Here is a 24166-nt window from a genome sequence, read left to right as displayed (position 1 = left end):
TCGGCGACGCCGGAACGCACGCCCTAGGGACTTCGAGCCGTCACACGAGCGGCCATTGCCAGGAGACATCAGCATGAACGCAAGACGACTTTCACCGGCCGCGCTGGCGGCCACCACCCTGCTCGCCGCGCTCGCCGGCTGCGGCGGCAACGACGACGAGCCGGGCGGCCTGCCGCGCCTCGCCGCTGCCACACCGGCCACGCTGTCGGGCACCTGCGCCGACCTCGCATCGCGCCTCACGCTCGCCAACACGACCATCACCTCGACCACCGACGTGCCCGCCGGCACGCTGCTCGTTGGCGGCCAGCCGATCGCGCAGCACTGCCGCGTGGTCGGCTCGATGTACCCGCGCACGGGCATCGACGGCAACGCCTACGCCATCGGCTTCGAGATGCGTCTGCCCAACAACTGGAACGGCCGCTTTTTCTACCAGGCCAACGGCGGCATCGACGGCAACGTGGGCACCGCCACCGGCGCGGTCAACGGCGGCCCCGGCCTCACGAATGCGCTGCACATGGGCTTCGCGGTGATCAGCTCCGACGCCGGCCACAGCGGCGCGCTCGGCCCCAACTTCGGCATCGACCCGCAGGCCCGCCTCGACTACGGCTACCAGGCGGTGCAGAAGCTCACGCCCATGGCCAAGAGCCTGATCCAGACCGCCTACGGCAAGCAGCCCGACCGCTCCTACTTCGGCGGCTGCTCCAACGGCGGGCGCCACACGATGGTCGCGATGAGCCGCTTTGCCGACCAGTACGACGGCTTCCTCGCCGGCGCCCCGGGCTACAACCTGCCCAAGGCCGCCATCGCCAACATCTTCGGCGCGCAGCGTTATGCGCTGATCGACCCGGCCAACCTCGCCAACGCCTTCACGCCGGCCGAGCGCACGACGGTGGCCAACGCGGTGCTTGCCAAGTGCGACGCGCTCGACGGCGCGACCGACGGCCTCGTGCAGGACGTGGAAGCCTGCCGCAGCGCCTTCAACTTCGCGACCGACGTGCCCACCTGCCCCGGCGCCCGCGATGGGTCATGCCTCACCACCTCCCAGAAGGTCGCCTTCGCGCCGATCTTCAGTGGTGCCACCACCAGCACGGGTCGCTCGTTCTACGCGAGCTTCCCGTACGACCCGGGCATCGCCAGCTCCGGCATCCCGTTCTGGGAGTTCATCGCGCCCGTGGCGCTCGACACCGGCGGCGTCGGCCAGATCTGGAAGGTGCCGCCCGAGCCGGTGGCCGGCTTCAACGGCGCGAGCTTCGCGCTCAACATGAACATCGACCTCGCGCTGCAGTGGATCGACACCACGAATGCCACCTACACCGAGTCGGCGATGAGCTTCATGACGCCGCCCAACCCGACGCAGCTGTCGACGCTGAAGAACCGTGGCGCGAAAGTCATGGTCTACCACGGCGTGGCCGACCCGATCTTCTCGGTCGACGACACCAAGGCCTGGTACGACGGCCTGCGCGCCAACAACGGCGGTGACGCCAGCAACTTCGCGAAGTTCTACCGCGTGCCCGGCATGGGCCACTGCTCGGGCGGCCCCGCCACCGACCAGTTCGACATGCTGACGCCGCTCGTCGCGTGGGTGGAGCAAGGCACCGAGCCGCAGGCCATCACCGCCACCGCGCGCGGCACCGGCAACGCCGCGGGCGCCAACGCCGAAGTGCCGGGCGCCTGGGGCGCGAGCCGCACGCGCCCGCTGTGCCCCTACCCCAAGGTGGCGCGCTACGACGGCACGGGTGACGTGAACCTCGCGGCCAGCTTCACCTGCCAGTAGCCAGGGCAGCGGCCGGCGGTGCGCCTGCGGGAGCAGCGGCACCGTCGGTCTTGTTGACGCTGCACATCACCACCAGCTCGGGGCCCGCGGGCTGCACGTAGGCCATCTTCTCCACCGCCAGCTTGGTCTGCGGGTGCAGGCTCTTGAACTCGATCCAGCCGCCGCCGGCATCGGCTGCGGCATAGGTCTTGGCGTTGAGCTCGTCGATGTTGACGCCGGGGGCGGCGACGGCTGGTTTGTCGGCCTTCTTCGGGTCCATGCCGAAGGCGCGGAAGTAGCCCTTGCGGTCCATCACGATGATGAAGAGATCGCGGTCGACGAAGCCGCCGTCGCGTGCATGGAAGCGGCTCGCGGCCGACGGCAGACCCGCGCTGTGGATCAAGGCGACCGCCTTGTCGACCAGCGCACGCGCCTCGTCGGCACAGCCCTGGCGCAGTTTCATCGAGACGACGGCCGCCGACAGCTGGCGTGCCTGCTCGCGCAGCTTTTCGGCCGACTTCACCGAGCTGTCGACCATGCGCGCGTTGCTGCGGGTGATGCCATCGAGGCTCTGCACCGACTGCTCCATGCCCTGCAGGCCGCTCTTCTGCGCCGCGCTCGACTCGGAGATCACGCGCGCCTTGTCGGCCACCTGCGAGATGCCCTGCATCACCGACTGCAAGGACCGGCTCGCCTCGCGGATGCGGCCCATGCTCGTCGACACCTCGGCGGCCGAGCCTTCGATCAGCGTCTTCACTTCCGTGGCCGCCTGCGCGCAGCGCTGCGCGAGCGTGCGCACTTCGCTCGCCACCACCGCGAAGCCACGGCCGGCCTCGCCGGCGCGGGCCGCTTCCACCGCCGCGTTCAGCGCGAGGATGTTGGTCTGGAAAGCGATGCCGTTGATGACGCCGATGATGTCGGTCATCTGGCCCGAGCGTTTCTCCAGGCCCTGCATCGAGTGCACCGCCGATTCGACGATGGCGGTGCCGCCTTCGGCCGCGTGGCGCACGCTGGCGGCCAGGCCGTCGGCTTCCTGTGCATCGCTCGCGTTCACCTGCACGGTGGTCACGAGCGAGGCCATGCTTTCGGAGGTCTGGTGCAGGCTCCGGGCCTGCTCTTCGGTGCGGTCGTGCAGTTCATGGGCGCTGACCGAGAGCCGGTCGCCGGCCATTGCCACGAGTTGCGCTTCGCTGCGGATGGTGGAGACGAGCTGCGAGAAGCGGCGGGTCATTGCCTCGAGGCTGCGCGCCATGTCGGCCAGCTCGTCGCGCCCGGGCAGCACGCGCGACTGCGTGAGGTCACCGGCGCACAGCGCGTTCACCATCTCGTCGAGCGCCCGCATCGCGCGGCTCAGGCTCAGGTGGAAGCACAGCGCGACGTAGAGCCACAGCACCGCGGCGGCCCCGGCCAGCGGCAGCGCGAGCCGATGGCCGAGCATCGTGAGCAGCGACGCGGCCAGCAGCGGCACGGCCAGCAGCACGAGCTTGCCGGGCAGGCGCAGGCGCTGCATTGCAGCAAGGCCGGGGCGCAAACACCAGGAAAGGAAACGAGAGCGCATGAGGACCTCCGTCGGGCCGGGTTCGTTCGCTCCTTATCGGCGGGCCGGGGCCCGAACTGAAAGCCGCGGTGCGGCTATCGGAACAATGGCGACACGGGCCGGGGGTAGAGTCGGTTCACCCCCAAATACATCACACCAGGAGAGGCTTCATGAGCAACGACACCTCACGCGTCACCTCGCGTTTCAACCGCAAGAGCACCGCCCTGGAGGTGGTGGAAGGCCTGTCGCTGGCCGGCCGCCACATGCTCGTGACAGGCGGCGCCTCCGGCCTCGGCCTGGAGACCTCGCGGGCCCTGGCCAAGGCCGGTGCGACGCTCACGCTCGCCGTGCGCGACATGGCCCAGGGCGACGCCGCCGCCACGGCGCTGAGCGGCGACACCGGCAACCCCAACATCCGCGTGGCCCGGCTCGACCTGGCCGACCTCGCGAGCGTGAAGCAGTTCGCCGACGACTGGCGCGCCCGCGGCGAGCCACTGCACGTGCTCGTCAACAACGCCGGCATCATGGCCTGCCCGCTCAGCCGCAACACCCTCGGCTGGGAAGCGCAATTCGCCACCAACCACCTCGGCCACTTCGCGCTGACGCGTGCGCTGCTGCCGGTGCTCCTGCAGAGCGAGGCGCCCCGCGTGGTGGCGCTCAGCTCGTCGGGCCACCGGCTGAGCCCGATCGTGTTCGACGACATCCACTTTCAGACGCGCGAGTACAACAAGTGGAAGGCCTACGGCCAGGCCAAGACCGCCAACGCGCTGATGGCGCTGCACCTCGACACGCTGCACGCGAAAGACGGCCTCACCGCCAACGCGGTGCACCCGGGCGGGATCAGGACGGGCCTCTCGCGCCACATCACGCGCGAAGAGATGGAAGCGATGGGCTGGGTGAAGCCCGGTGCGGCGCCGGGTGAGCTCCCGCCCGGCTTCAAGACGCCCGAGCAAGGTGCGGCCACCACGGTGTGGGCCGCGACCGCCCCCGAGCTGCAAGGCCACGGCGGGCTCTACCTCGAAGACTGCAACGAGGCCGTGCCCTCGCCCGAAGGCGAGCGCCGCTATGGCTACGTGGCCCACGTGCGCGACCGTGACGCCGCCGCCCGGCTGTGGGCGGTGAGCGAGGCGATGCTGGCGCAGGCCGGGTTCTGACCCCCGGCGTTCGATCGGCCGCCTTGGACATCGCCCAGCACCTCCACTGGACGCTCGCCTGGGTGCTGCTGCCGCTCGCCGCGCTGGTGGCGGCCGGCGGTGCGCTGCGCACCGACCTCTCGCGGCCCTGGCGCCAGCTGCTCACCTGTGCCGCGGGCGGTGTGACGATGGTGCTGATGCTGCGCGGCGCGCGGCACGGCCTCGCGCAGTGGCCGCTGCCGCTCTTCGTCTGGCTGGGCGCGCCGGTGGTGCTGGCGCTGCTGGCCGTGGTGGCGCTCGCGGCGAGCCGCGCGCTCTTCATGGTGTTCGCGTTGTCGGCACTCGTGGCCCTGCATGGCTGGATCGTGCTGATCGCGCTCTGGCTCGGCGGCCTCGCCGGCCTGCACCGGCTGCACGACGCGCTGCTCTTCATCACGCTGCCGATGCTGGCGGCCGGGCTGTGGAAGCAGTTGCGCACGCCGGTCCCCGAGCCACCACCACCGCCACCGGCACCCCCCTCCGTCCCGCGCGAAGACCTGCTGCAACAGCGGCTCGACAGCGCCGCGGCGCAGGAAGCGGCCGACAAGTACACGCGCGACTGAAGCCCCCGTGACCGACCTGCGCGAGCTCTTCTCCCCCACGCGCCTGCCCGGCCTGTCGGCCCACGGACGCGCCCTGCTGCGCCACCTGCGCGAGCACCCGCAGGCGCCACGCTTCCGCGATTTCAGCGGGCACCGCCTCGGCTTGGCCGAGCGCTGGCAGGCGCGTGCGCGCCACGCGTGGTGGCAGCGCCGCGCAGCGCCCGACTGGCTGGCCGGCGAGCCGCTGCCCGCGTGGGTCGGCCCGTTCGTCGCGCGGTGTGCGCACGGCGTCGACGCACATGCCGGCAAGGCCGCGCTGCCGTTTGCACAGCTGCCGACGATGGACCGCCACGCGCTCGCCACGCAGCTGGCTGCGCACGTTCCGCGCAGCCTGCCGCTCGACGAGCTGATCTGCTTTTCCACCAGCGGCACCACCGGCCACCCGCTGCGTGTGCCCTCGCATCCGCGCGTGGCCTGCGACTACTACGCCCACCACCGGCGCGCGCTGGCGCTGTTCGGCATCGTGCCGAAGGCGGGCGTGGGCGACGTGGGGATCGTGCTGGCGGGCTTCCAGCAGCGTTGCTTCACCTACGTGTCGGTCAACCCGCTGCAGCGCGAATGCGGGCTCGCCAAGATCAACCTGCACCCGGGCGAGTGGCGGCATCCCGGCGACCGCGCGGCGTACCTCGATGCGATGGCGCCCGAGCTGATCTCGGGCGACCCGGTGTCGCTGGCCGAGCTGCTGCGCCTGGGCCTGCGGCACCGGCCGCGTGCCTTGCTGTCGACCTCGATGGCGCTCTCGGCCGGGCTGCGCGCCGAGCTGGAAGCCGCGTTCGCCTGCCCCGTGCTTAACCTCTATTCGCTGAACGAGGTGGGGCCGGTGGCGGTCGAAGTGCCGACGCTCGGCGGCTTCGTGCCGCTGCAGCCGCGCCTGTTGATCGAGGTGGTCGACGACGCCGGCCGCAGCCTGCCGCCCGGTGAGCGTGGCGAGATCGTGGTCACCGGCGGCTTCAACCCCTGGCTGCCGCTGCTGCGCTACCGCACCGGCGACCACGCGTCGATCGTGCGCACACCGCAGGGCCTGATGCTGCAGGGGCTGGAGGGGCGGGCGCCGGTGCGCTTCCGCGGTGCCGATGGCCGCTGGCACAACAACATCGAGGTCACGCGGGCGATGGCGCCATTTGCGCTCGTCCGCTTTGCGCTGCACCAGCGTGCCGACGCCAGCCTCGTCTTGCGTGTGGATGCGCACGAGCCGCTGCCGGCGCTGGCAGCGCGGCTGCGGGCGGCCCTGGCCGCCACCTTCGGCGACACGCCGATCGAGATCGCCGCGCTGCGGGCCGACGACAAGGTGCGCCAGTACACGAGCGCCCTCGCCGGCGCCGAGACCGCCCGATGACGCCGCTCGAGATCGCGGCCAACGTTTTTGCCACCGCGTCGATCTGGCTGGCCGCGCGCAACAACGTGCACCTGTGGTGGACGGGCATCGTCGGCTGCGCGCTCTTCGGCGCGCTCTTCCTGAAGACGCAGCTCTACGCCGATGCCACGCTGCAGGTGTTCTTCATCGCCACCAGCCTGTGGGGCTGGCACCTGTGGCGGCACGGGCAGGGTGGTGCGCCCACGCCCGTGCGTCGCACCTCGCCGCGAACGCTCGCGGCACTCGCCGTCGCGGCGCTGGCGGTGACCGCGCTCTATGGCAGCCTGCTCAAGCACTGGACCGACGCCTACGCACCGTTCACCGACTCGGCCGTGCTCGCCTTCAGCGTGGTGGCGCAGCTGCTGCTGATGCAGCGGCGCATCGAGACCTGGCCGGCATGGCTGCTGGTGAACACGCTCTCGGTGCCGCTCTTCGCCTCGCGAGGGCTCTGGCTCACGGCCACGCTGTACGCGGTGTACTGGTTCAACGCCTGGCATGGCTGGTGGCACTGGCGAAGGGAGCGGGCACGATGAGCCGCTTCGCGCTTGGCCTCGTGGTGGGCAAGTTCGCACCGCTGCACCACGGGCACCTGCACCTGATCGACACCGCGGCGGCGCAGTGCGAGCGGGTGCTGCTGCTGAGCTGGTGCCAGCCCGAGCCCGCGCGCTGCGAGGCCGCGGCGCGCGAGCGCTGGCTGCAGGCTTGCCGGCCGCAGCACGAGGCCTGGGTGTTCGACGACGCGTCGCTCGCGCAGCGCTGTGCCGAGCGTGGCCTTGCGCCGCAGGCACTGCCGCCCGATGCGAGCGACGACCTCACGCAGCAGCGCTTTCTCGCGTGGCTGCTGGCCGAGGTGCTGCCGCAAAGGCCCGATGCGATGTTCGCGAGCGAGGACTACCTCGTGCCGTGTGCGGCGCTGCTGTCGCGCGTCTTCGGCCACGAGGTGACGCCGGTGCTGGTCGACCGCGCTCGCAGCACGGTGCCGGTGAGCGCCACGCGCATCCGCCAGCAGCCCGTGGCCCACCGCCACCACCTGCCCGCGCCGGTGTGGGCCGACTGGGTGCCACGCGTGTGCCTGCTCGGCGGCGAGTCCAGCGGCAAGAGCACGCTGGCGCAAGCGCTCGCCGAACGCCACGGCACGCCCTTCGTCGCGGAATACGGCCGCGAGCTGTGGGAGCGCCAGGGCGGCGTCCTGCTGGAGCCCGACCTGCTGCACATCGCTGAAGAGCAGGTGCGGCGCGAAGACGCGGCCGCGGCGCGGGCCGGTCCCTTTCTCGCCTGCGACACCTCGCCGCTCACCACGCTCTTCTATGCGCTCGACCAGTTCGGCCGGGCCGACCCGGCGCTGATGGCGCTCGCCGAGCGGCGTTACGACCTCGTGGTGCTGTGCGAGCCCGACTTCCCCTTCGTGCAGGACGGCACGCGGCGCGACGCGGGCTTTCGGCAGCGGCAGACCGACTGGTACGTGACGCAACTCGCGCAGCGCGGCATCACGCCTCTGCGCGCCAGCGGGCCGGTGGCAGCGCGCGTGCGCCTGGTCGAGCAGGCGCTCGGCCTCGACTAGCCGCCCAGCACCCGCTGCACCCACGCCACCACGTCGGCGATCACCTCGTCGCGGTGGGTCTCGTGCAGCACCTCGTGGCGCGCACCGGGGTACACCTTGACCGTGATGTCGGTCGCGCCCGCCGAGCGGAAGCGCTCCACCAGCGGCTCGAAGTAGGCGAGCTGGCGGTGCATCGCGTCGTCACCGCCGACGAAGAAGAAGAGCGGCATCGACGGCGGCACCACGCGGAAGGCCCCCGCCGGCGTGGTGCGTGCGTAGGCCGCATACATCGACTGGCGCGACTTCACGTTGAGCCGGTGGCCGCACAGCGGGTCGGCGATGTAGGCGTCGACCTGCGCCTCGTCGCGGCTCAGCCAGTCGAAGGGCGTGCGACGCACCACGGCCGGTGCCGCGGCCTTGTCGGCCAGCTTCCAGGCCGAGGCGTTGCCGGCCTCTGCCAGGTCGAGCGCCACGGTGCCGGTGAAGGCCGCGGCGTCGACCTCGTGCGCATGGTCGAGCAGGTACACCTTGACGGCGAACGAGCCCATGCTGTGCCCGAGGAGGATGAGCGGCACGCCGGGGTGGCGCTCGCGGGCGAACGCGCTCACGCGTCGCATGTCGGCCACCAGCCCCGGGAAGCCACGCGGGCCGAGCTCCCCTTTTTCGTGGCGGCGCAGCGCCTCTTCGCCGTGGCCGCGGTGCTCGTTGGCGTAGACCGCCACGCCGGTCGCCGCGAGCGCCTCGGCCAGCGCGCGGTAGCGGCGCGCGTGCTCGCCCATGCCATGGGCGATCTGCACCACGCCGCGCACCGGGGCTGCATCGTCGGCCCACACGTGCAGGTCGATGGGGTGGCCGTCGTCGGCGACGAGGCGGTGTGAGGTTTCGAGAACCGTCATGGCATCAGAGGTGCGTCACGATCCACAGCCACACCGGCGCGGTCAGGGCGAAGCCGAAGGTCGACACGGTGATGGTGGCCGTGGTCTCGCCTTCGAGGCAGTGGTAGCGCTGCGAGAAGATGAGCGCGTTGTTGCCGGTGGGCAGCGCGGCGGCCATCACCACCACCGACAGCGGCAGGCCCGACAGGCCGAAGCCCCAGTGCCCCACCACCAGCACCACCGCGGGCAGCAGCACCAGCTTCCACAGCGACAGGCGCACGGCACCGGCCAGCGCGCCCTGCAGGCCGTACTGCGCAAGCGAGAGGCCGATCAGCACCAGGCACAAGGGCACGACCGCGTTGCCGAACTGCACCAGCACCTCGTCGATGAGCGCGGGCGTGGGCGCACCCAGCGCGTTCCACACCAGGCCCGCGAGGATGGGCAGCACCACCGGGTGGATGATGGTCTTGCGGGCGGTGTCGAAGAGCATGCGGCCGATGTGCGCCTCGGCATCGCCGCTGCGGGCGCGTTCGCGGGCGAGGTCGAGCTCGACAAGCGCCGTGAGCACGGTGAGCAGCGTGAGCGCATGCAGGCTCACGATGGCCACGTGGATGGGCAGGCCCTGCTCGCCGAACATCGCCGCCGCCATCGGGATGCCCAGTTGCACCGTGTTGCCGAAGCTCGCGGTGATGGCCCGCACGCTCGGGCCCGCGGTGGGCAGGCAGGGCGTGCGGCGCTGCCACGCGTAGAGCACCACCATCAGCACCACGATGGGCACGAAGAAGGCGGCCAGCGTGCCCCAGGGCAGCGTGGTGAAGTCGATGTGCGAGGTGGTGCGGAAGAGCAGCGCCGGCACGAAGATGTAGAAGGCCGCGTAGCCCAGCACCCGCGCCGGGTCGTGGTCACCCAGCCAGCGCATGCGCCCTGCCCCGTAGCCGATGGCCACCATCAGCAAGATGGCGAGGAGCTTGAGCAGGATGACCGAGTACATCTGGAAAGCGGCCGGGCGGGCCCGGCCTGCGTTGCGTTTACAGGAGATGCGTCAGAAGTAGTAGCCCACGTACACGCCACCGTGCGACCCGTCGAGCGTCTCGTTGCTGAAGCTGCTGTTGACCTTGAAGCGCTCGTTCACGTAGCGCACCTTGATGCCCACCGATCGGTAGGGGAAGAACTCGCCTTCGACCACACCGCCCACGCTCGCCTTGAAGCTGGTGTTGGGGATGGTGTTGCTCGCCACGCCAGATGCATGCAGGCGGGCGTTGGCCGAGTAGCGCGCACCACCGCCAAGGCGGAACCAGTCGGTGAGGTAGTAGTGCCCGAGCGCCTCGACGGGCGTGCGGCTCCAGCGCACGGTGGCATTGGACGCCCGCACCTGGTCGACGTGGTAGCCGACGAGGAACTGCGTCGACACCCGGCTCGTGAATTGCAGCTCGATGCCGCCGTGCAGGGCGAAGAGCGCTCCGGCGTGCACGCGGCTCTCGTCGACATTGCTGTTCTGGTAGTAGACGGTGGCGATGGTGTCGCCGCCGGCGGTGATGCCGAGGCCCACCATTGGCTTGACCAGCACCTGTGCCGGAACGCTGCTGGCCGCGGCCCATGCCACCGCGGCGATGGCGATGTTCTTGTTCATTCAAACCTCCCTGTTGCGCTGTTGTTGTGAAAACGAAGACGTGACGCAGCCCTCACTGCGCCAGGCCGCTCGGCCCGGAACCGTCAGAAAACCTCAGAAGAAATAGCCGACGAAGTAGATGCCGCCGTGATTGCCCTTGAGCTTGGGCGCGCCGGGGATGGTGTCGGAATCGAACTTCTCCGACACGTAGCGCAGCTTGATCCCCAGGTTGCGGCCGATGGTGAACTCGCCTTCGACCACGGTGCCCCAGGCGGGCTTGAAGTCTTCGCTCGGCACCGTGCCGCTGGCCGCGCCCGACGAGCGCGTGCGGGCCTTCGCCGTGTAGCGCGCACCGCCGCCCACGCGGAAGGTGTCGGTGAGGCGGAAGTGGCCCAGCAGCTCGGCGGGGTAGCGGTCGAACTTCACGTCGCCGTTCGAGGCGGCGATGCCATCGACGTGGTAGCCGATCAGGGCCTGCGCCGACACGAGCGGGCTGAAGGCCATCTCGAGGCCGGTGGTGAACGCCACCAGGCCGCCGGCGCGCACCTTGTCGGAGTCCCCGTCGCTGTAGACCACACGGGCCACCGTGTCGCCACCGAACGTGAAGCCCATGCCGACCAGCGGGCGCACCACCGGCTGCGCCCAGGCACCGTGTGCGGCGCCCAGCGCCAGCGCGGCAAGCGCGAGTTTTGTCTTCATGCACCACCTCCAGGTTTGCGTTGGACCACGGGTCGCGGCCATTTTGCAGCAGCCCTCAAGCTGCCTTCTTCGCTGCGGCTTTCTTGGCCGGGGCCTTCTTCGCCGCCACCTTCTTCGCGGGCGCCGCCTCGGCCGGTGCGGCCTCCTTGGCGGACGCCTTGCTGGCCGCCGTCTTCGCGGGAGGCGCCTTGCCGGCACGCGGCTGGAACTCGAAGCTCACCTTGCCTTCCTTCTTGTCGAAGGCGAGGAAGGCCTTGAACTTGCGCCGCGTCTTGTTGGAGACGAAGTTCTCCAGGAGGTCGGTCTTGCCGGTGGCGAGCAGCTTGGTCATCTGCTCGCGCGCCACCGGCTGCTGCAGGATGATCTTGCCGCTCTTGAAGTCGCAGGTGACGTGCGCGCCCACGGCGTGTTCGCACACATAGCTCGTGCCGTGCTCGAACACCTTGCCCTGGCACTTGGGGCAGGCCCCCAGCGACTCCTGGCCGGAGAAGTCGACCGGCTCGCCGGACTCGCCTTCCTTCTTCGCGTCTTCGCCGAAGTCGAACTCGAGCTTCCAGTTCTTGATCTCGTCGTCGAACACCAGCCTGAGTTCGGCGGTGAAGGGCCAGCCGGCCTTGGAGCGGAAGCCTTCGAGCGGGCCGATGCGCTTCTTGTCGAGGAATTCCTCGACCTCGTGCAACTCGAAGCTGCGGCCGCCCGGGATCTTGCCGATGGAGAAGCCGCACCCTTCGCCGTCACCCGACTTGCCGGTGCAGGTGAAGCGGCGGTAGTTCTCCTTCACCACACCGCCGCAGTTGGGGCACGGCGTCTTGAGCGTGGCGTAGTCGCCGGGAATGGTGTCGCGGTCGTATTCCTTGGCCTTGGCGACGATGCGCTGCGTCATCGCGGCGATCTCGGCCATGAAGGTGTCGCGGCTCAGCTTGCCCTTTTCCATCTCGGACAGCTGGAACTCCCAGTTGCCGGTGAGTTCGGGCTTGGTGAGGTCTTCCACGCCCAGGCCGCGCAGCAGCGTGGCGAGCTGGAAGGCCTTGGCGGTGGGGACCAGCTCCCGCCCGTCGCGGTGGATGTACTTCTCGAGGATCAGGCCTTCGATGATGGCCGCGCGCGTGGCTGGCGTGCCCAGGCCCTTCTCCTGCATGGCTTCGCGCAGCTCGTCGTCGTCGATCAGTTTGCCGGCGCCTTCCATCGCCGACAGCAGCGTGGCTTCGGTGTAGCGCGCGGGCGGCTTGGTCTTGAGCGCGTTGACGTCGACCGCCTCGGTGCGCACGACCTCGCCCGGCGCCACCGCCACGAGGTTGGCGTCGTCTTCCTGCACCTCGCGGCCGTAGATGGCAAGCCAGCCCGGCTTCACCATCACCTTGCCGTTGGTCTGGAAGCTGTGGCCCGCCGCCGTGCTGATGCGGGTGGTGACCATGAACTCGGCCGGCGGGAAGAACACCGCCAGGAAGCGCTTCACCACCATGTCGTACAGCTTGGCCTCGACCTCGGTCAGGCTCTTGGGGGCGATGAGCGTGGGGATGATGGCGAAGTGGTCCGACACCTTGGCGTTGTCGAAGATGCGCTTGTTGGGCTTGACGTACCCGTTCTTGATCGCCGTCTTCGCGTGGGTGGACAGGGCCTTGAGCGGGCCCGGCATGTCTTCGCTGGCGATCATCTCCATGGTGTTCTTCACCACGGCCACATAGTCTTCCGGCAGGTGCTTGCTGTCGGTCCGCGGGTAGGTGAGCGCCTTGTGCTTCTCATACAGCGCCTGCGCGATGCTGAGCGTGGTCTTGGCACTGAAGCCGAAGCGCGAGTTGGCTTCGCGCTGCAACGTGGTCAGGTCGTACAGGCCGGGCGAACTCTGGGTGCTGGGCTTGCTCTCTTCGGTGACGGTGGCCGGCTGGCCGCGCACCGCATCGGCGATGGCCTGCGCGGTCTTGGCGTCCCACACACGGTCGGCGCGCAGCTCGGCGTCGTCGGCGTTCTTCTTCCACTTGGGGTCGAACCACTTGCCTTCGTACTCGCCGGCCTGGGCGGCGAAGCTCGCCTTGATTTCCCAGTAGTCGCGCGCCACGTGCTTCCTGATCTTCTCTTCTCGCTCGACCACGATGCTGAGCGTGGGCGTCTGCACACGGCCGACCGTCGTGAGGAAGAAGCCGCCGTCGCGCGAGTTGAAGGCGGTCATGGCGCGGGTGCCGTTGATGCCCACCAGCCAGTCGGCTTCCGAACGGCTGCGCGCGGCCTCGGCCAGGCCCTGCAGTTCCTTGTCGGAGCGCAGGTGCTCGAAGCCCTCGCGGATGGCCTGGGGCGTCATGCTCTGCAGCCACAGGCGCTTGACCGGGTGCTTGCTCTTCGCGTGCTGCTGGATCAGGCGGAAGATGAGTTCGCCCTCACGGCCCGCGTCGCAGGCGTTGATGAGTTCGCTCACGTCCTTGCGCTTGACGAGCTTGACGATCGCGTTCAGCCGGCCCTTGCTCTTGTCGATCGGGTTCAGCTCGAAGTGCGGCGGGATCACCGGCAGGTTGGCGAAGCTCCACTTGCCGCGCTTGACGTCGTATTCCTCCGGTGCCTTGATCTCCAGCAGGTGGCCCACGGCCGACGTCACGATGTGATGCTCGCCCTCGAAGTACTCGTCGTGCTTGTCGAACTTGCCGGCGACCGGCGTCAGCGCGCGCACGATGTCCTGCGCGACCGACGGCTTCTCCGCAATGATCAGTGACTTGCTCATGGCTCTTTCTGTGTTCCTTGTGCCGGTGTCTCCGGCGCTCTCTCTACAATCCGGGTCTCTCGCGCGCATGCACGTGCGCACGCAGGTACGTGCACACACGCACGCGCACCCATGAATTCAATGTACCCAATCAGCACGATGACGCAAGCCCAGGGCGCCAAGCCCCACGCCAAGCCCCGCACCACGTCCGCCGCAGCCGCTGGCGGCAAGCGCATCCAGGTCCGCCGCAGCGGCGTGCACGGCAAGGGCGTCTACGCCATCGCGCCCATCGCCAAGGGCGAGACCATCATCGAATACAAGGGCGAGACCATCTCCTGGGACGAAGCCCTGCGCCGCCATCCGCACGACCCGAGCGACCCCAACCACACCTTCTATTTCTCGCTCGACAGTGGCGATGCGATCGACGCCAACGTGGGCGGCAACTCGGCCCGCTGGATCAACCACGCGTGCAACCCCAATTGCGAGGCAGACGAGCAAAATGGCCGTGTCTTCATCAAGGCCTTGCGCAACCTGAAGCCGGGCGAGGAACTGTTCTACGACTATGGCCTCACCATCGACGAGCCGTACACGCCCAAGCTGAAGAAGGAGTACGAATGCCGTTGCGGCGCGAAGAACTGCCGCGGCACCATGCTCTCGCCGAAACGCTGAAAGCACACCACCGATGAGCCAAGCATTGCAATGGGGAGCCGAGTCGCTGTGGCAGCGGCTGGAGCCGCTGTTGCCCGGCTTGAGCGTCGAGGTGGTGGCGCGCAGCGTCTCCACCAACAGCGCGCTGCTCGAGCGCGCCCGGGTGCGTGCCGAGCCGCCCACCGATGAGCTGGTGCAGGTGCGCCGCAGCATCGAGAGCGGCGCCTTCGGCCGCCGCGCTGCCGACGTGCAGCCCTGCCTGCTCGTGGCCGAGCACCAGACGGGCGGCCGCGGCCGCCTGGGCCGCACCTGGCAGGCGAGCATCGGCGCCTCGCTCACGTTTTCGCTGTCGTTGCCGATGAACCCGGCCGACTGGTCGGGCCTGTCGCTTGCCGTCGGCGTGGCGATCGCCGATGCGCTGGACCCTGCGGGCGCGCGTGTGGGGCTCAAGTGGCCGAACGACCTCTGGCTGATGGACCCGGCGCCCACCCCCGGCGCTCCCCCTGGCCGCAAGCTGGGCGGCATCCTCATCGAGACGGTGACGGCGGGCCCGGTCCGCCTGGCCGTGATCGGCATCGGCCTCAACATCACGCCGCAGCCCCTCGAAGACCTCAGCAGCGGCTATGCCTGCCTGCAGGAACTCGACCCCGACGTCACCGCCCCGAGTGCGCTGGCCCAGGTGGCCGAGCCGCTGGTGCGGGCGCTGAAAGGCTTCGAACGGCAAGGCTTCGCCCCCTTCGCCGCGCGCTACGCCGCCCGCGACCTGCTGCGCGGCCGCACCGTCACCACCACCCAGGCCAACGTGCCCAACGGGGTGGCCGCCGGCATCTCGCCCACGGGCGCGCTGCTCGTGCGCGACGAGAACGAGCTGCACGAGGTGAGCAGCGGCGAGGTGAGCGTGCGGCTCGCCCGCGACGACGGCGGCACGGGAGACAGCCGCTGATGCTGCGCCTGCTGGTCGTGGTGCTGCTGCTGGCCAATCTCGCGTTCTATGCCTGGACGCAGGGCCTGCTCGACAACGTGATCGGCGTGCGCGCGCAGGGCGACCGCGAGCCTGACCGGCTCACGCGCCAGGTGAGGCCCGAGACCATCCGCGTGCTGCCGGCCGCGTCGGCCGTGGCCATCGCGACCACGGCCAGCGAGACACCGCCCGTCTGCCTCGAAGCCGGCCCCTACACGCCCGCCCAGATCGGGCCCGCCGAAGGCGTGCTGCAGACCGTGCTGCCGGCTGGCAGCTGGGCCAGCCTCAAGACCGAATCGCCCGGCGTGTGGATCGTCTACATGGGCAAGTACCCCAACCGCGAGGCGCTGCAGAAGAAGGCCGACGAGCTCAAGCGCCTGAAGATCGGCTTCGAGGAACTGCGCAACGTGCCGCCCGAGCTGGCCGATGGCCTCGCCCTCGGCCGCTACGACAACCGCGCCGCGGCCGACAAGGCGCTGGCCGAGGTCACGCAGCGCGGCGTGCGCACTGCCCGCGTGATGCCGCTCTCCGCGCCCGCCGTGACGCACAGCCTGCGCGTGGAGCGCGCCGACGCGACGCTGCAGGCGCGCCTGGCCGGGCTGCGCGCCGAGGCGCTGCTCGGCAAGGGCTTCACGCCCTGCGCCCGCCCCTGACCTGCGGCAGCGACTGCAGCGCGGCCACCGCCAGCGCAAGGCCCAGCAACCAGAGCGCGCCCAGCGCACCGCCACCGCCGTCGTCGGACCCGCCCGCTGGCGGCGGCGGCGACGCCGCATAACGCACCGCGCCCACGGCATCGAGCACGCCCGCGCCGCAGGTGCTGGTGGTGCACACGCAGGTGTTCGGGTTCGACGACGAACACGCCGGCACCCCGCCCGCCGACTGCACATGCGGCCGTGCCGTGGCGCGCAGGCCGGCGATCACCTGCGCCACCGTGAGCCGTTCGTTCACGCTGAGCATGAGGCTCACGACCCCCGACACCACCGGCGTCGCGAAGCTCGTGCCGAACACATTGCCGTAGCTGTCGGCTCCCGGCGCCTGCGTGCCGGTGTTGATGAGGGTGAGCAGGCCATCGTCGGCATCGGGGTCGCCGCCCACGGTGGCGACCGTGACCTGGGGGCCGAAGTTCGAATACGAGGCCTTGAGGCCGTCGCGCGCCAGTGCCGCGACGCCGACCACACCGCTGCAGCTCGCCGGCCGCGTGATGGCGGCCGCTTCGTTGCCCGCCGCCGCGACCACCACCACGCCGACGCTCGCCAGCTCGTTGACCGTGCTCTGGTACAGCCCGCCGCACGCGGCGCTGCCGCCGAAACTGATGTTGACGATGCGCGCCGGGTTCGGGTTGAGGGGCGCCCCGGGCACCGCGAGGCCGGCCGCCCAGCGCATGCCGTCGGTGATGTCGAGCACGGTGGCGCCGCACTTCCCCGCCACACGCACTGGCAACACACGCCCGTTCCAATTCACCCCCGCCACGCCCTGGCTGTTGTTCGTGGCGGCGGCGGCGATGCCGCCAATGATGGTGCCGTGCCACGAGCTGGGCTGCTCGGGGCAGGTGCCGAAGACCGCGGGGTTGCCGGTGATGTCGGCCTGGGAGACCCAGTCGCCGGGGTCCGACGGGTCGGGGTCGCGGCCGTTGCCGTCGTTGGCGTATTCGAGTTCCGAGACGAAGTCGTAGCCCGGCAGCACGCGGCCGGCCAGGTCGGCGTGGGCGGTGATGCCGGTGTCGAGCACCGCCACCACCGCGCTCGGCCGGCCGGTCTGCCACGCCCACGCGTTCTGCACCCCCGGGGCACCGTAACTCGGCAGCTGGCCGCCGGTGGTTTCGCCATCGGGGCGCAGCCACCACTGGCCGAGGTCGGTCGGCGAGACGTAGCGGAAGTAGGGATCGTTGGGCGTGGGCAGCGCCTGCAACAGGCGTTCGCGGGTGTTGGGCTCCACCCATTCGACATCGGGGCGGGCCCGCAGCCGCGCGGCGAGCGCCTCGGCTTCGCCTTCGGAGAGCCGCCGGCCGAAATTCAAGTGCTGGGCGTCACGCCCCGCCGGGCGCACGCGCGCTTCGGTCATGCGCTCGGTCTGCAGCACGCGCTGCAGGCGTTCGGTGTGCTGCGATTGTTCGGCCGCGCCGAGGCGTGCTGCCCGCTCGTGGGCCGGCGCATCGCGCAGCTTGACGATGAGACCGTCGACCGGCGCAGCGCGGGCGGCGACGCAGCACGTCAACCCTACCGCCACCACCACCCCGAATTGCCGACCGATCCTGCTCCAGACCCCCATGACGCTGCCTCCTCAAGACGGAGCGCCGCGGGGAGCGTGAACTCACTGCCGCCGGCGCGACACCTTCGTGGGGCAAATGCGGTTCCGCTGGAGTTGCAGGGCGATCACCGCCATCGCGAGGCCGGCCAGCCAGACGAGGCCGAGGGCACCGCCGCCTCCGCCTCCGCCACCCCCACCGCCTCCCGAGATGAGCGCAGGCGCACCCACGTTCACCGCCTGAGCCGTGGTCGATTGCGCACCCGAGCTGTCGGTCACCGTGACACTGACGCTGAAACGCCCTTGGGCCGACGGGGTCACCGTGACCGTCGGCCCGGTGTCGGGACCCAAGGTGGTCACGATGCCGCCGCCATCGACGAGCGTCCACTGGTAGGTGGTGAGGGTGCGCGGGCTCAGCACATAGCTGTTGGCCACGCTCAGCGTCAGCGCCTGGGCCGCGCGAGGCGTGGTCGCGCTCTGGGTGATGCGGGCCTGCAGGCCGCGCTGCGCGCCGAGCACGGCGGCGTTGGTGTCGAGCATGCCGGCGCCGCAGGTGCTGGTGGTGCAATAGCACTCGTCCTGGTCGATGCTGTCGGGCGCGCGGCATGCGGCGGTAGAGGCGCCGCCACCACTGGCGGGGAAGACACGCGCGCTGCCCTGCAGGGCGGCGCGGATCTCGTTGACGCTCATGCCAGGGCGCACCGAGAGCATCAGGGCTGCAGAGCCGGCCACCAGCGGCGCGGAAAAGCTGGTGCCGACCGCGGCGTCGACCCCGTCGGTGTAGGTCGACGTCGAGGGCGTGGTGGTGCCGGCGTTGGTCGCCGTCATGATCGGGTACAGACACGGCTGACCAATGGGGTTGACGCAATTGCCCCCAGGTGCGGCGATGGCGACCTCCGGGCCCAGGTCGGCAAACCCCACCTTCGTGCCGACGTGGCGCACGGCGGTGACGGCGATGACCCCGTTGCAGTTGGCTGGCGACGACACGGCATGGCCATCGCCATTGCCGGCCGACACCACGACCACGACGCCGAGTGCGACGACTTCGTCAATCGCCTGCTGGTAGGTCGGGGAGCAGGCACCGCTGCCGCCGAGACTCATGTTGATGACCTTGGCCGGGTTGGCATTGGTGGGCAAACCGGTCACCGGGATGCCGGCCGCCCAGCGCATACCGGCCACGATGTCGGAGGTGAAGCCCCCGCACTTGCCGAGCACCCGCACCGGCAGCACCCGCACCGTGCGCCCGACGCTGGCCATGCCGATGCCCTCGTTGGTGAGCGCGCCGATCAGGCTCGCAGTCTGGGTGCCGTGCCAGCTGCTGTTTTCCTCGATGCACTGCGTCGGAGGGAAGTTGCTGGTCTGAAGGTCGCTGGCGCTGACCCAGTCACCCGGGTCGGAAGGATCGCTGTCACGACCGTTGCCATCGTTGGCGGTCGCCAGCGCGACGGCGCTGTCGCCCGAGATCATGTCGTAGCCCTGCAGCAGGTTGCCCACGCCCGCAGCCAGCAGATCAGGGTGGTCGAAGCGCACCCCGGTGTCGAGCACCGCCACCACGACGGAATTGCTGCCGGTGGTGGTGTCCCAGGCGGTTTCGGCATTGATGGCCGAGACCAGCGTCGAATTTGGTGGTTTCAGGTACCACTGGCCCGCCACAGGCCCCCCGGAGCCCAACGCCACCGAGGAATAGCGAGGGTCATTGGGCACTGCCATGCGACGGTGGCGCACATCGGGCTCGGCGTATTCCACGTCGGGCTGTGCGGCCAGACGCCGCGCAAGTTCGGCCGAGCTGACGCCAGTGGCACTCAACACCTGCGCCCGCTCGCTCACCGCCGCGCCGGCACTCAGCGCCACCCCCACCCGCTGACCCAGCACCAGCGCACGCTCGGCACCCGCCGACGCCGCCCGCGCCCTGTCACCCAGGAGCGGTGAGCCCGCCTTGAATTTCACGATGACCCGTGCGTTCTCGACCGTCACTACGCTTTGCGCCTGCAGTGCCGGTGAATGAAGACCCAGGGGTGCCAGCAAGGCGAGGGCAACCACGGCGGGCCAGGATGTGCGCATGAACAGAACTCCGAAGGATCAAGGTCGCTAACACGCCATTCCGTGGGTACGGCAATGGGCGGCGTGACCGCAAAGTGTAGGCAAGGCCCGCCGCGCCACGTGTCACGACTCGTGGCAAATCACCCAACGGAAACGCCCAGTTGCAAACAAAGTCCAGGCCGACAAGAAAAAAGGCCTCTTGCGAGGCCTTTTGTTGCAGTGCGAGATGCCAACTTACTTCGCGATCACACGCACCATCTCCAGCACCTTGTTGGAGTAGCCCCACTCGTTGTCGTACCAGGACACGAGCTTGACGAAGGTGCCGTCGAGCGCAATGCCGGCCTCGGCGTCGAAGATCGAGGTGCGCGGGTCGCCACGGAAGTCGGTCGCGACGACCTTGTCTTCGGTGTAGCCCAGCACGCCCTTCATCGCGCCTTCCGACTGCGCCTTCATCTCGGCGCAGATTTCCTTGTAGGTCGCTTCCTTCACCAGCTCCACGGTCAGGTCGACCACCGAGACGTCGGAGGTCGGCACGCGGAACGACATGCCGGTCAGCTTCTTGTTCAGCTCGGGGATCACCACGCCCACGGCCTTGGCGGCGCCAGTGCTCGACGGGATGATGTTCTCGAGGATGCCGCGGCCGCCGCGCCAGTCCTTGTTCGACGGGCCGTCCACGGTCTTCTGTGTGGCGGTGGCAGCGTGCACGGTGGTCATCAAGCCTCTTTTGATGCCCCACTTGTCGTTCAGCACCTTGGCGAGCGGTGCCAGGCAGTTGGTGGTGCACGAGGCGTTGGAGATGATGGCCTCACCCTTGTAGCTCTTGTCGTTCACGCCGTAGACGAACATCGGCGTGTCGTCCTTCGACGGGGCCGACATCACGACCTTCTTGGCACCGGCGTCGATGTGCTTCTGCGCGGTTTCCTTCGTGAGGAAGAGACCGGTCGACTCGACGACGATGTCGGCACCGACCTCGTTCCACTTCAGGTTGGCGGGGTCGCGCTCTTGCGTCAGGCGGATCTTCTGGCCGTTGACGATGAGGGTGTTGCCATCGACGGCGATGCTGCCGTCGAAGCGGCCGTGCACGCTGTCGTACTGCAGCATGTAGGCGAGGTAGTCGGGCTCCAGCAGGTCGTTGATGCCGACGATCTGGACGTCCTTGAAGTTGGCGACAGCTGCGCGCAACACCATGCGCCCGATGCGGCCGAAGCCGTTGATGCCGATCTTGATGGTCATGTCATTCGCTCCTAAGTAGAAAACCGAAAACCTGTTGTTCGCTCAACGTGTCAGTTCAACGCTTTTTCTGCAACACCGCACGCACGGTGTCGGCGACGTTTTCAGAGGTGAAGCCGAAGTGCTTGAAGAGCACGCCGGCCGGGGCCGATTCGCCGTAGCTGTCGATGCCCACGACGGCAGCGCAGCCGTACTTCCACCAGCCATCGGTCACGCCCATCTCGACGGCGATGCGGGGCAGGCCGTCAGGCAGCACCGAGGCCTTGTAGTCGACGCTCTGGCGGTCGAAGACAGAGTTCGACGGCATGGACACCACGCGCACCGCGATGCCTTGCACCGCGAGCTGCAGCTGCGCGTGCAGCGCAAGCTGCACTTCGGAGCCGGTGGCGATGATGACCGCCTGCGCCTTCTTCTTCAGGCCCACTTCGCTCGGCTCAGCCAGCACATACGCGCCCTTGGCGATGCCGTCGAGGCTGGCCTTGGGCGAGTAGGTGAGATTCTGGCGCGAGAGCAGCAGCGCGCTCGGGCGGCTCTTGCTCTCGATGGCGCTGGCCCAGGCCACCACGGTCTCGGTGGTGTCGGCGGGGCGCCAGACGTCGAGCCCAGGGATCAGGCGCAGCGCGGCGGCGTGTTCGATCGACTGGTGCGTCGGGCCGTCTTCACCGAGGCCGATGCTGTCGTGCGTGAAGACGTGCACCACGCGCTGCTTCATCAGCGCGGCCATGCGGATGGCGTTGCGGCTGTAGTCGCTGAAGGTGAGGAAGGTGCCGCCGTAGGGCAGGTAGCCGCCGTGCAGCGCCACGCCGTTCATGATCGCGGCCATGCCGAACTCGCGCACGCCGTAGTTGATGTGGCGGCCGCCGTTCGATTCGCCCTTGTCGTCGAAGCGCAGCGCCGGCGTGCTGCTGGTGTTGGTGAGGTTGGAGCCGGTCAGGTCGGCGCTGCCACCGAGCAGCTCGGGCAGGGCCTTGGTGAAGGCTTCGAGCGCGAGCTGGCTGGCCTTGCGGCTGGCGACCGTCTCGGCCTTGGCGTGCGTGGCGGCCAGGGTGTCGGCGACCGTCTGCTTCCAGTTCTTGGGCAGCTCGCCGTCGAGGCGGCGCACGAGGTCGACGGCCAGCTCGGGGTGGGCCTTGGCATAAGCCTCGAAGGCATCGACCCACTTCGTCTCGGCCTGCAGGCCGGCCTGGCGGGCGTCCCACTGCTCGTAGGCCTCTTCGGGCACGACGAAGGGCTCGTGCCCCCAGCCGAGGGCTTCGCGGGTCAGCTTGATCTCGTCGGGGCCGAGCGCTTCGCCATGCGCCTTGGCGGTGCCGGCGCGGTTGGGCGAACCTTTACCGATGGTGGTCTGGCAGCAGATGAGGGTCGGCTTGTCGCTCTTCTTGGCTTGCGCGATGGCCTTGTCGACGGCGTCGACGTCATGGCCGTCGACCTTGGCGATCACGTTCCAGCCATAGGCCTCGAAACGCTTGGGCGTGTTGTCCACGAACCAGGGGGCGACCTTCCCGTCGATCGAGATGCCGTTGTCGTCGTAGAGGGCGATCAGCTTGTTGAGCTTCCACGCGCCGGCGAGGCCGGCGGCTTCGTGGCTGATGCCTTCCATCAGGCAACCGTCACCGAGGAACACGTAGGTGTGGTGGTCGACGATCGCGTGGCCGTCGCGGTTGAATTCCTTCGCCAAGAGCTTCTCGGCGAGTGCCAGGCCCACCGCGTTGGTGAAGCCCTGGCCGAGCGGGCCGGTGGTGGTCTCGACGCCGGGCGTGATGCCGACCTCAGGGTGTCCGGGCGTCTTGCTGTGCAGCTGGCGGAAGTTGCGCAGCTCGCTCATCGGCAGGTCGTAGCCCGAGAGGTGCAGCAGCGAGTAGATGAGCATCGAGCCGTGGCCGTTGCTCAGCACGAAGCGGTCGCGGTCGGCCCAGTGCGGGTTGGCCGGGTTGTGCTTGAGGTGCCGGCCCCACAGCGCGACGGCGATCTCGGCCATGCCCATCGGCGCGCCGGGGTGGCCGGAGTTCGCTTGCTGGACCGCGTCCATCGAGAGGGCACGGATGGCGTTCGCCATCAAGGAAGTGTTGGAGGCGATCGCGGTCATGGGCTCGCTTGGGGTGGTGTGGGGGAAACCCGGCATTTTACGGGGCTCGATAATTGACCCCGATGCACGGCCTGCACCTCACCGCCGATTTACGGGGATGCTCCACGGAGACTCCCGCGTTCACCGACCCGCACGCGCTGCGGCGCCTGTGCCTCGCGGCGGTGGCCGGCGCAGCCTTGCAGCCGGTGGGCGAGCTCTTCCACACCTTCCCCGGCGCGGGCGGCGTGACGGGCGTGGTGCTGCTGGCCGAATCGCACCTCGCCGTGCACACTTGGCCCGAACTCGGCGCGGTGACGCTTGACGTCTACGTGTGCAACTTCGGCGCCGACAACTCCCACAAGGCGCGTGCGCTGCTCGACCGCCTGGTGACCGCATTCGCGCCGCGCCAGGTCGAACACCACACCATCGAACGAGGTGCCAGCTCATGAAAGCCTTGATCCTGGCCGCCGGACGCGGCGAGCGCATGCGCCCACTCACCGACCACACGCCCAAGCCCCTGCTCGAAGTGCAGGGCAAGCCCTTGATCGTGTGGCACCTGGAGGCGCTGGCACGCGATGGCATCCGCGAGGTCGTGATCAACACCGCCTGGCTGGAAGAGCGCATCGTCGACACGCTGGGCGATGGCGCGCGGTATGGCGTGTCGATCCGTTATTCGCTCGAAGGCCGCGACCACGGCGGCGCGCTGGAAACGGCCGGCGGTATCGCCAAGGCGCTACCGCTGCTGACCGATGCCACGACGGATTGTTTCTGGGTCGTCTCGGGCGACGTGTTCCTCCCCGGCTTCCGCTTCGACGCAGCCGTGGCGCAGCGCTTCGCCGAAGGCCCTACCCTCGCCCATCTCTGGCTCGTGCCCAACGCGCCGCACCACCCCGGAGGCGATTTCGGCATCGACGCCCAGGGCCTCGCCTCGCGCACGGCCACGCCGAAGCGCACCTGGGCCAGCGTCGGCCTCTTCCGCGCCGCCATCGTGGACGGCCTGGCCGTGGGCGAGAAGCTCCCGCTGACCCCGCTGCTGCGCGCCGGTGCCGATGCCGGCCGCATCGGCGCCACCGCCTATGACGGCCCCTGGACCGACGTGGGCACCGTGGAGCGGCTCGACGCCCTCAACCACCCGTCCGCGGGCTGAG

General features: G+C 69.6%; 21 protein-coding genes. 11 read left to right on the top strand and 10 right to left on the bottom strand.

The window, feature by feature from the left end; translation table 11 throughout:
* Positions 1-73: 73 nt before the first annotated feature.
* The gene (locus RXV79_RS02020; protein ID WP_316701716.1) at positions 74-1774 is read left to right on the top strand and encodes a tannase/feruloyl esterase family alpha/beta hydrolase; all 1701 of its coding nucleotides are present in this window, start codon (positions 74-76) and stop codon (positions 1772-1774) included.
* Here the strand turns inward: RXV79_RS02020 and RXV79_RS02015 are convergent.
* Entirely contained in the window at positions 1761-3311 is a 1551-nt protein-coding gene (locus RXV79_RS02015) for a methyl-accepting chemotaxis protein (RefSeq protein WP_316701715.1), read from the bottom strand. The genes RXV79_RS02020 and RXV79_RS02015 overlap by 14 nt on opposite strands.
* A gap of 149 nt (positions 3312-3460) precedes the next feature.
* On the opposite strand from RXV79_RS02015, the gene RXV79_RS02010 reads away from it, so the two are divergent.
* From RXV79_RS02010 to RXV79_RS01990, 5 genes are read left to right on the top strand one after another with little or no spacing between them, the layout of a single operon-like run.
* Positions 3461-4444, top strand: coding sequence for an oxidoreductase (locus tag RXV79_RS02010; RefSeq protein WP_316701714.1), 984 nt, complete (start codon positions 3461-3463; stop codon positions 4442-4444).
* 23 nt (positions 4445-4467) lie between these two features.
* The gene (locus tag RXV79_RS02005) at positions 4468-5025 is read left to right on the top strand and encodes a hypothetical protein (protein WP_316701712.1); all 558 of its coding nucleotides are present in this window, start codon (positions 4468-4470) and stop codon (positions 5023-5025) included.
* Positions 5026-5032: 7 nt separating this feature from the next.
* The gene (locus tag RXV79_RS02000) at positions 5033-6400 is read left to right on the top strand and encodes an AMP-binding protein (protein WP_316701711.1); all 1368 of its coding nucleotides are present in this window, start codon (positions 5033-5035) and stop codon (positions 6398-6400) included.
* Positions 6397-6951 (top strand): nicotinamide riboside transporter PnuC, encoded by a 555-nt coding sequence (gene pnuC, locus RXV79_RS01995; RefSeq protein ID WP_316701710.1) that lies wholly within the window; start codon positions 6397-6399, stop codon positions 6949-6951. Before RXV79_RS02000 ends, pnuC begins: the two co-directional genes overlap by 4 nt.
* Positions 6948-7979, top strand: coding sequence for an AAA family ATPase (locus RXV79_RS01990; protein ID WP_316701709.1), 1032 nt, complete (start codon positions 6948-6950; stop codon positions 7977-7979). The genes pnuC and RXV79_RS01990 overlap by 4 nt, the downstream gene beginning before the upstream one ends.
* On the opposite strand, the gene RXV79_RS01985 is transcribed toward RXV79_RS01990, so the two are convergent.
* The 5 genes from RXV79_RS01985 to RXV79_RS01965 form a co-directional block, all read right to left on the bottom strand.
* Complete coding sequence (locus RXV79_RS01985) at positions 7976-8854, bottom strand: alpha/beta fold hydrolase (protein WP_316701708.1); 879 nt, start codon at positions 8852-8854, stop codon at positions 7976-7978. The two genes, RXV79_RS01990 and RXV79_RS01985, sit on opposite strands and share 4 nt — an antisense overlap.
* 4 nt (positions 8855-8858) lie before the next feature.
* Entirely contained in the window at positions 8859-9824 is a 966-nt protein-coding gene (locus tag RXV79_RS01980; RefSeq protein WP_316701707.1) for an AEC family transporter, read from the bottom strand.
* Between the two features lie 51 nt (positions 9825-9875).
* On the bottom strand, positions 9876-10463 hold the full coding sequence (locus RXV79_RS01975) for a hypothetical protein (RefSeq protein ID WP_316701706.1): 588 nt from the start codon (positions 10461-10463) through the stop codon (positions 9876-9878).
* 93 nt (positions 10464-10556) lie between these two features.
* Positions 10557-11141 (bottom strand): outer membrane beta-barrel protein, encoded by a 585-nt coding sequence (locus RXV79_RS01970; protein WP_316701705.1) that lies wholly within the window; start codon positions 11139-11141, stop codon positions 10557-10559.
* A gap of 55 nt (positions 11142-11196) precedes the next feature.
* Positions 11197-13851: a DNA topoisomerase III gene (locus tag RXV79_RS01965; RefSeq protein ID WP_316701704.1), complete on the bottom strand. Its 2655-nt coding sequence runs from the start codon at positions 13849-13851 to the stop codon at positions 11197-11199.
* A gap of 138 nt (positions 13852-13989) precedes the next feature.
* Here RXV79_RS01965 and RXV79_RS01960 point away from each other — a divergent pair, with 138 nt between their 5' ends.
* From RXV79_RS01960 to RXV79_RS01950, 3 genes are read left to right on the top strand one after another with little or no spacing between them, the layout of a single operon-like run.
* Positions 13990-14499, top strand: a complete 510-nt coding sequence (locus RXV79_RS01960; protein ID WP_316701702.1) for an SET domain-containing protein — start codon at positions 13990-13992, stop codon at positions 14497-14499.
* Positions 14500-14512: 13 nt separating this feature from the next.
* Positions 14513-15421 (top strand): biotin--[acetyl-CoA-carboxylase] ligase, encoded by a 909-nt coding sequence (locus tag RXV79_RS01955; protein WP_316701701.1) that lies wholly within the window; start codon positions 14513-14515, stop codon positions 15419-15421.
* Positions 15421-16092: a hypothetical protein gene (locus RXV79_RS01950; RefSeq protein ID WP_316701699.1), complete on the top strand. Its 672-nt coding sequence runs from the start codon at positions 15421-15423 to the stop codon at positions 16090-16092. The genes RXV79_RS01955 and RXV79_RS01950 overlap by 1 nt, the downstream gene beginning before the upstream one ends.
* Here RXV79_RS01950 and RXV79_RS01945 read toward each other — a convergent pair.
* The 4 genes from RXV79_RS01945 to tkt form a co-directional block, all read right to left on the bottom strand.
* Complete coding sequence (locus RXV79_RS01945; RefSeq protein ID WP_316701698.1) at positions 16070-17707, bottom strand: S8 family peptidase; 1638 nt, start codon at positions 17705-17707, stop codon at positions 16070-16072. The two genes, RXV79_RS01950 and RXV79_RS01945, sit on opposite strands and share 23 nt — an antisense overlap.
* 42 nt (positions 17708-17749) lie before the next feature.
* The gene (locus tag RXV79_RS01940) at positions 17750-19744 is read right to left on the bottom strand and encodes a S8 family serine peptidase (protein WP_316701697.1); all 1995 of its coding nucleotides are present in this window, start codon (positions 19742-19744) and stop codon (positions 17750-17752) included.
* Between the two features lie 213 nt (positions 19745-19957).
* Complete coding sequence (gene gap / locus RXV79_RS01935; protein WP_316701696.1) at positions 19958-20956, bottom strand: type I glyceraldehyde-3-phosphate dehydrogenase; 999 nt, start codon at positions 20954-20956, stop codon at positions 19958-19960.
* 55 nt (positions 20957-21011) lie between these two features.
* Complete coding sequence (gene tkt / locus RXV79_RS01930; RefSeq protein ID WP_316701695.1) at positions 21012-23039, bottom strand: transketolase; 2028 nt, start codon at positions 23037-23039, stop codon at positions 21012-21014.
* 62 nt (positions 23040-23101) lie between these two features.
* Here tkt and speD point away from each other — a divergent pair, with 62 nt between their 5' ends.
* Entirely contained in the window at positions 23102-23467 is a 366-nt protein-coding gene (gene speD, locus RXV79_RS01925; protein WP_316701694.1) for an adenosylmethionine decarboxylase, read from the top strand.
* Entirely contained in the window at positions 23464-24165 is a 702-nt protein-coding gene (murU, locus tag RXV79_RS01920; RefSeq protein ID WP_316701693.1) for an N-acetylmuramate alpha-1-phosphate uridylyltransferase MurU, read from the top strand. The genes speD and murU overlap by 4 nt, the downstream gene beginning before the upstream one ends.
* Position 24166: the final 1 nt, after the last annotated feature.

The organism is Piscinibacter gummiphilus (genome assembly GCF_032681285.1).
Taxonomy (GTDB): domain Bacteria; phylum Pseudomonadota; class Gammaproteobacteria; order Burkholderiales; family Burkholderiaceae_C; genus Rhizobacter; species Rhizobacter gummiphilus_A.
Note: the sequence above shows the minus strand (reverse complement) of the source record. Positions and strands in the feature narration are given on the sequence as shown.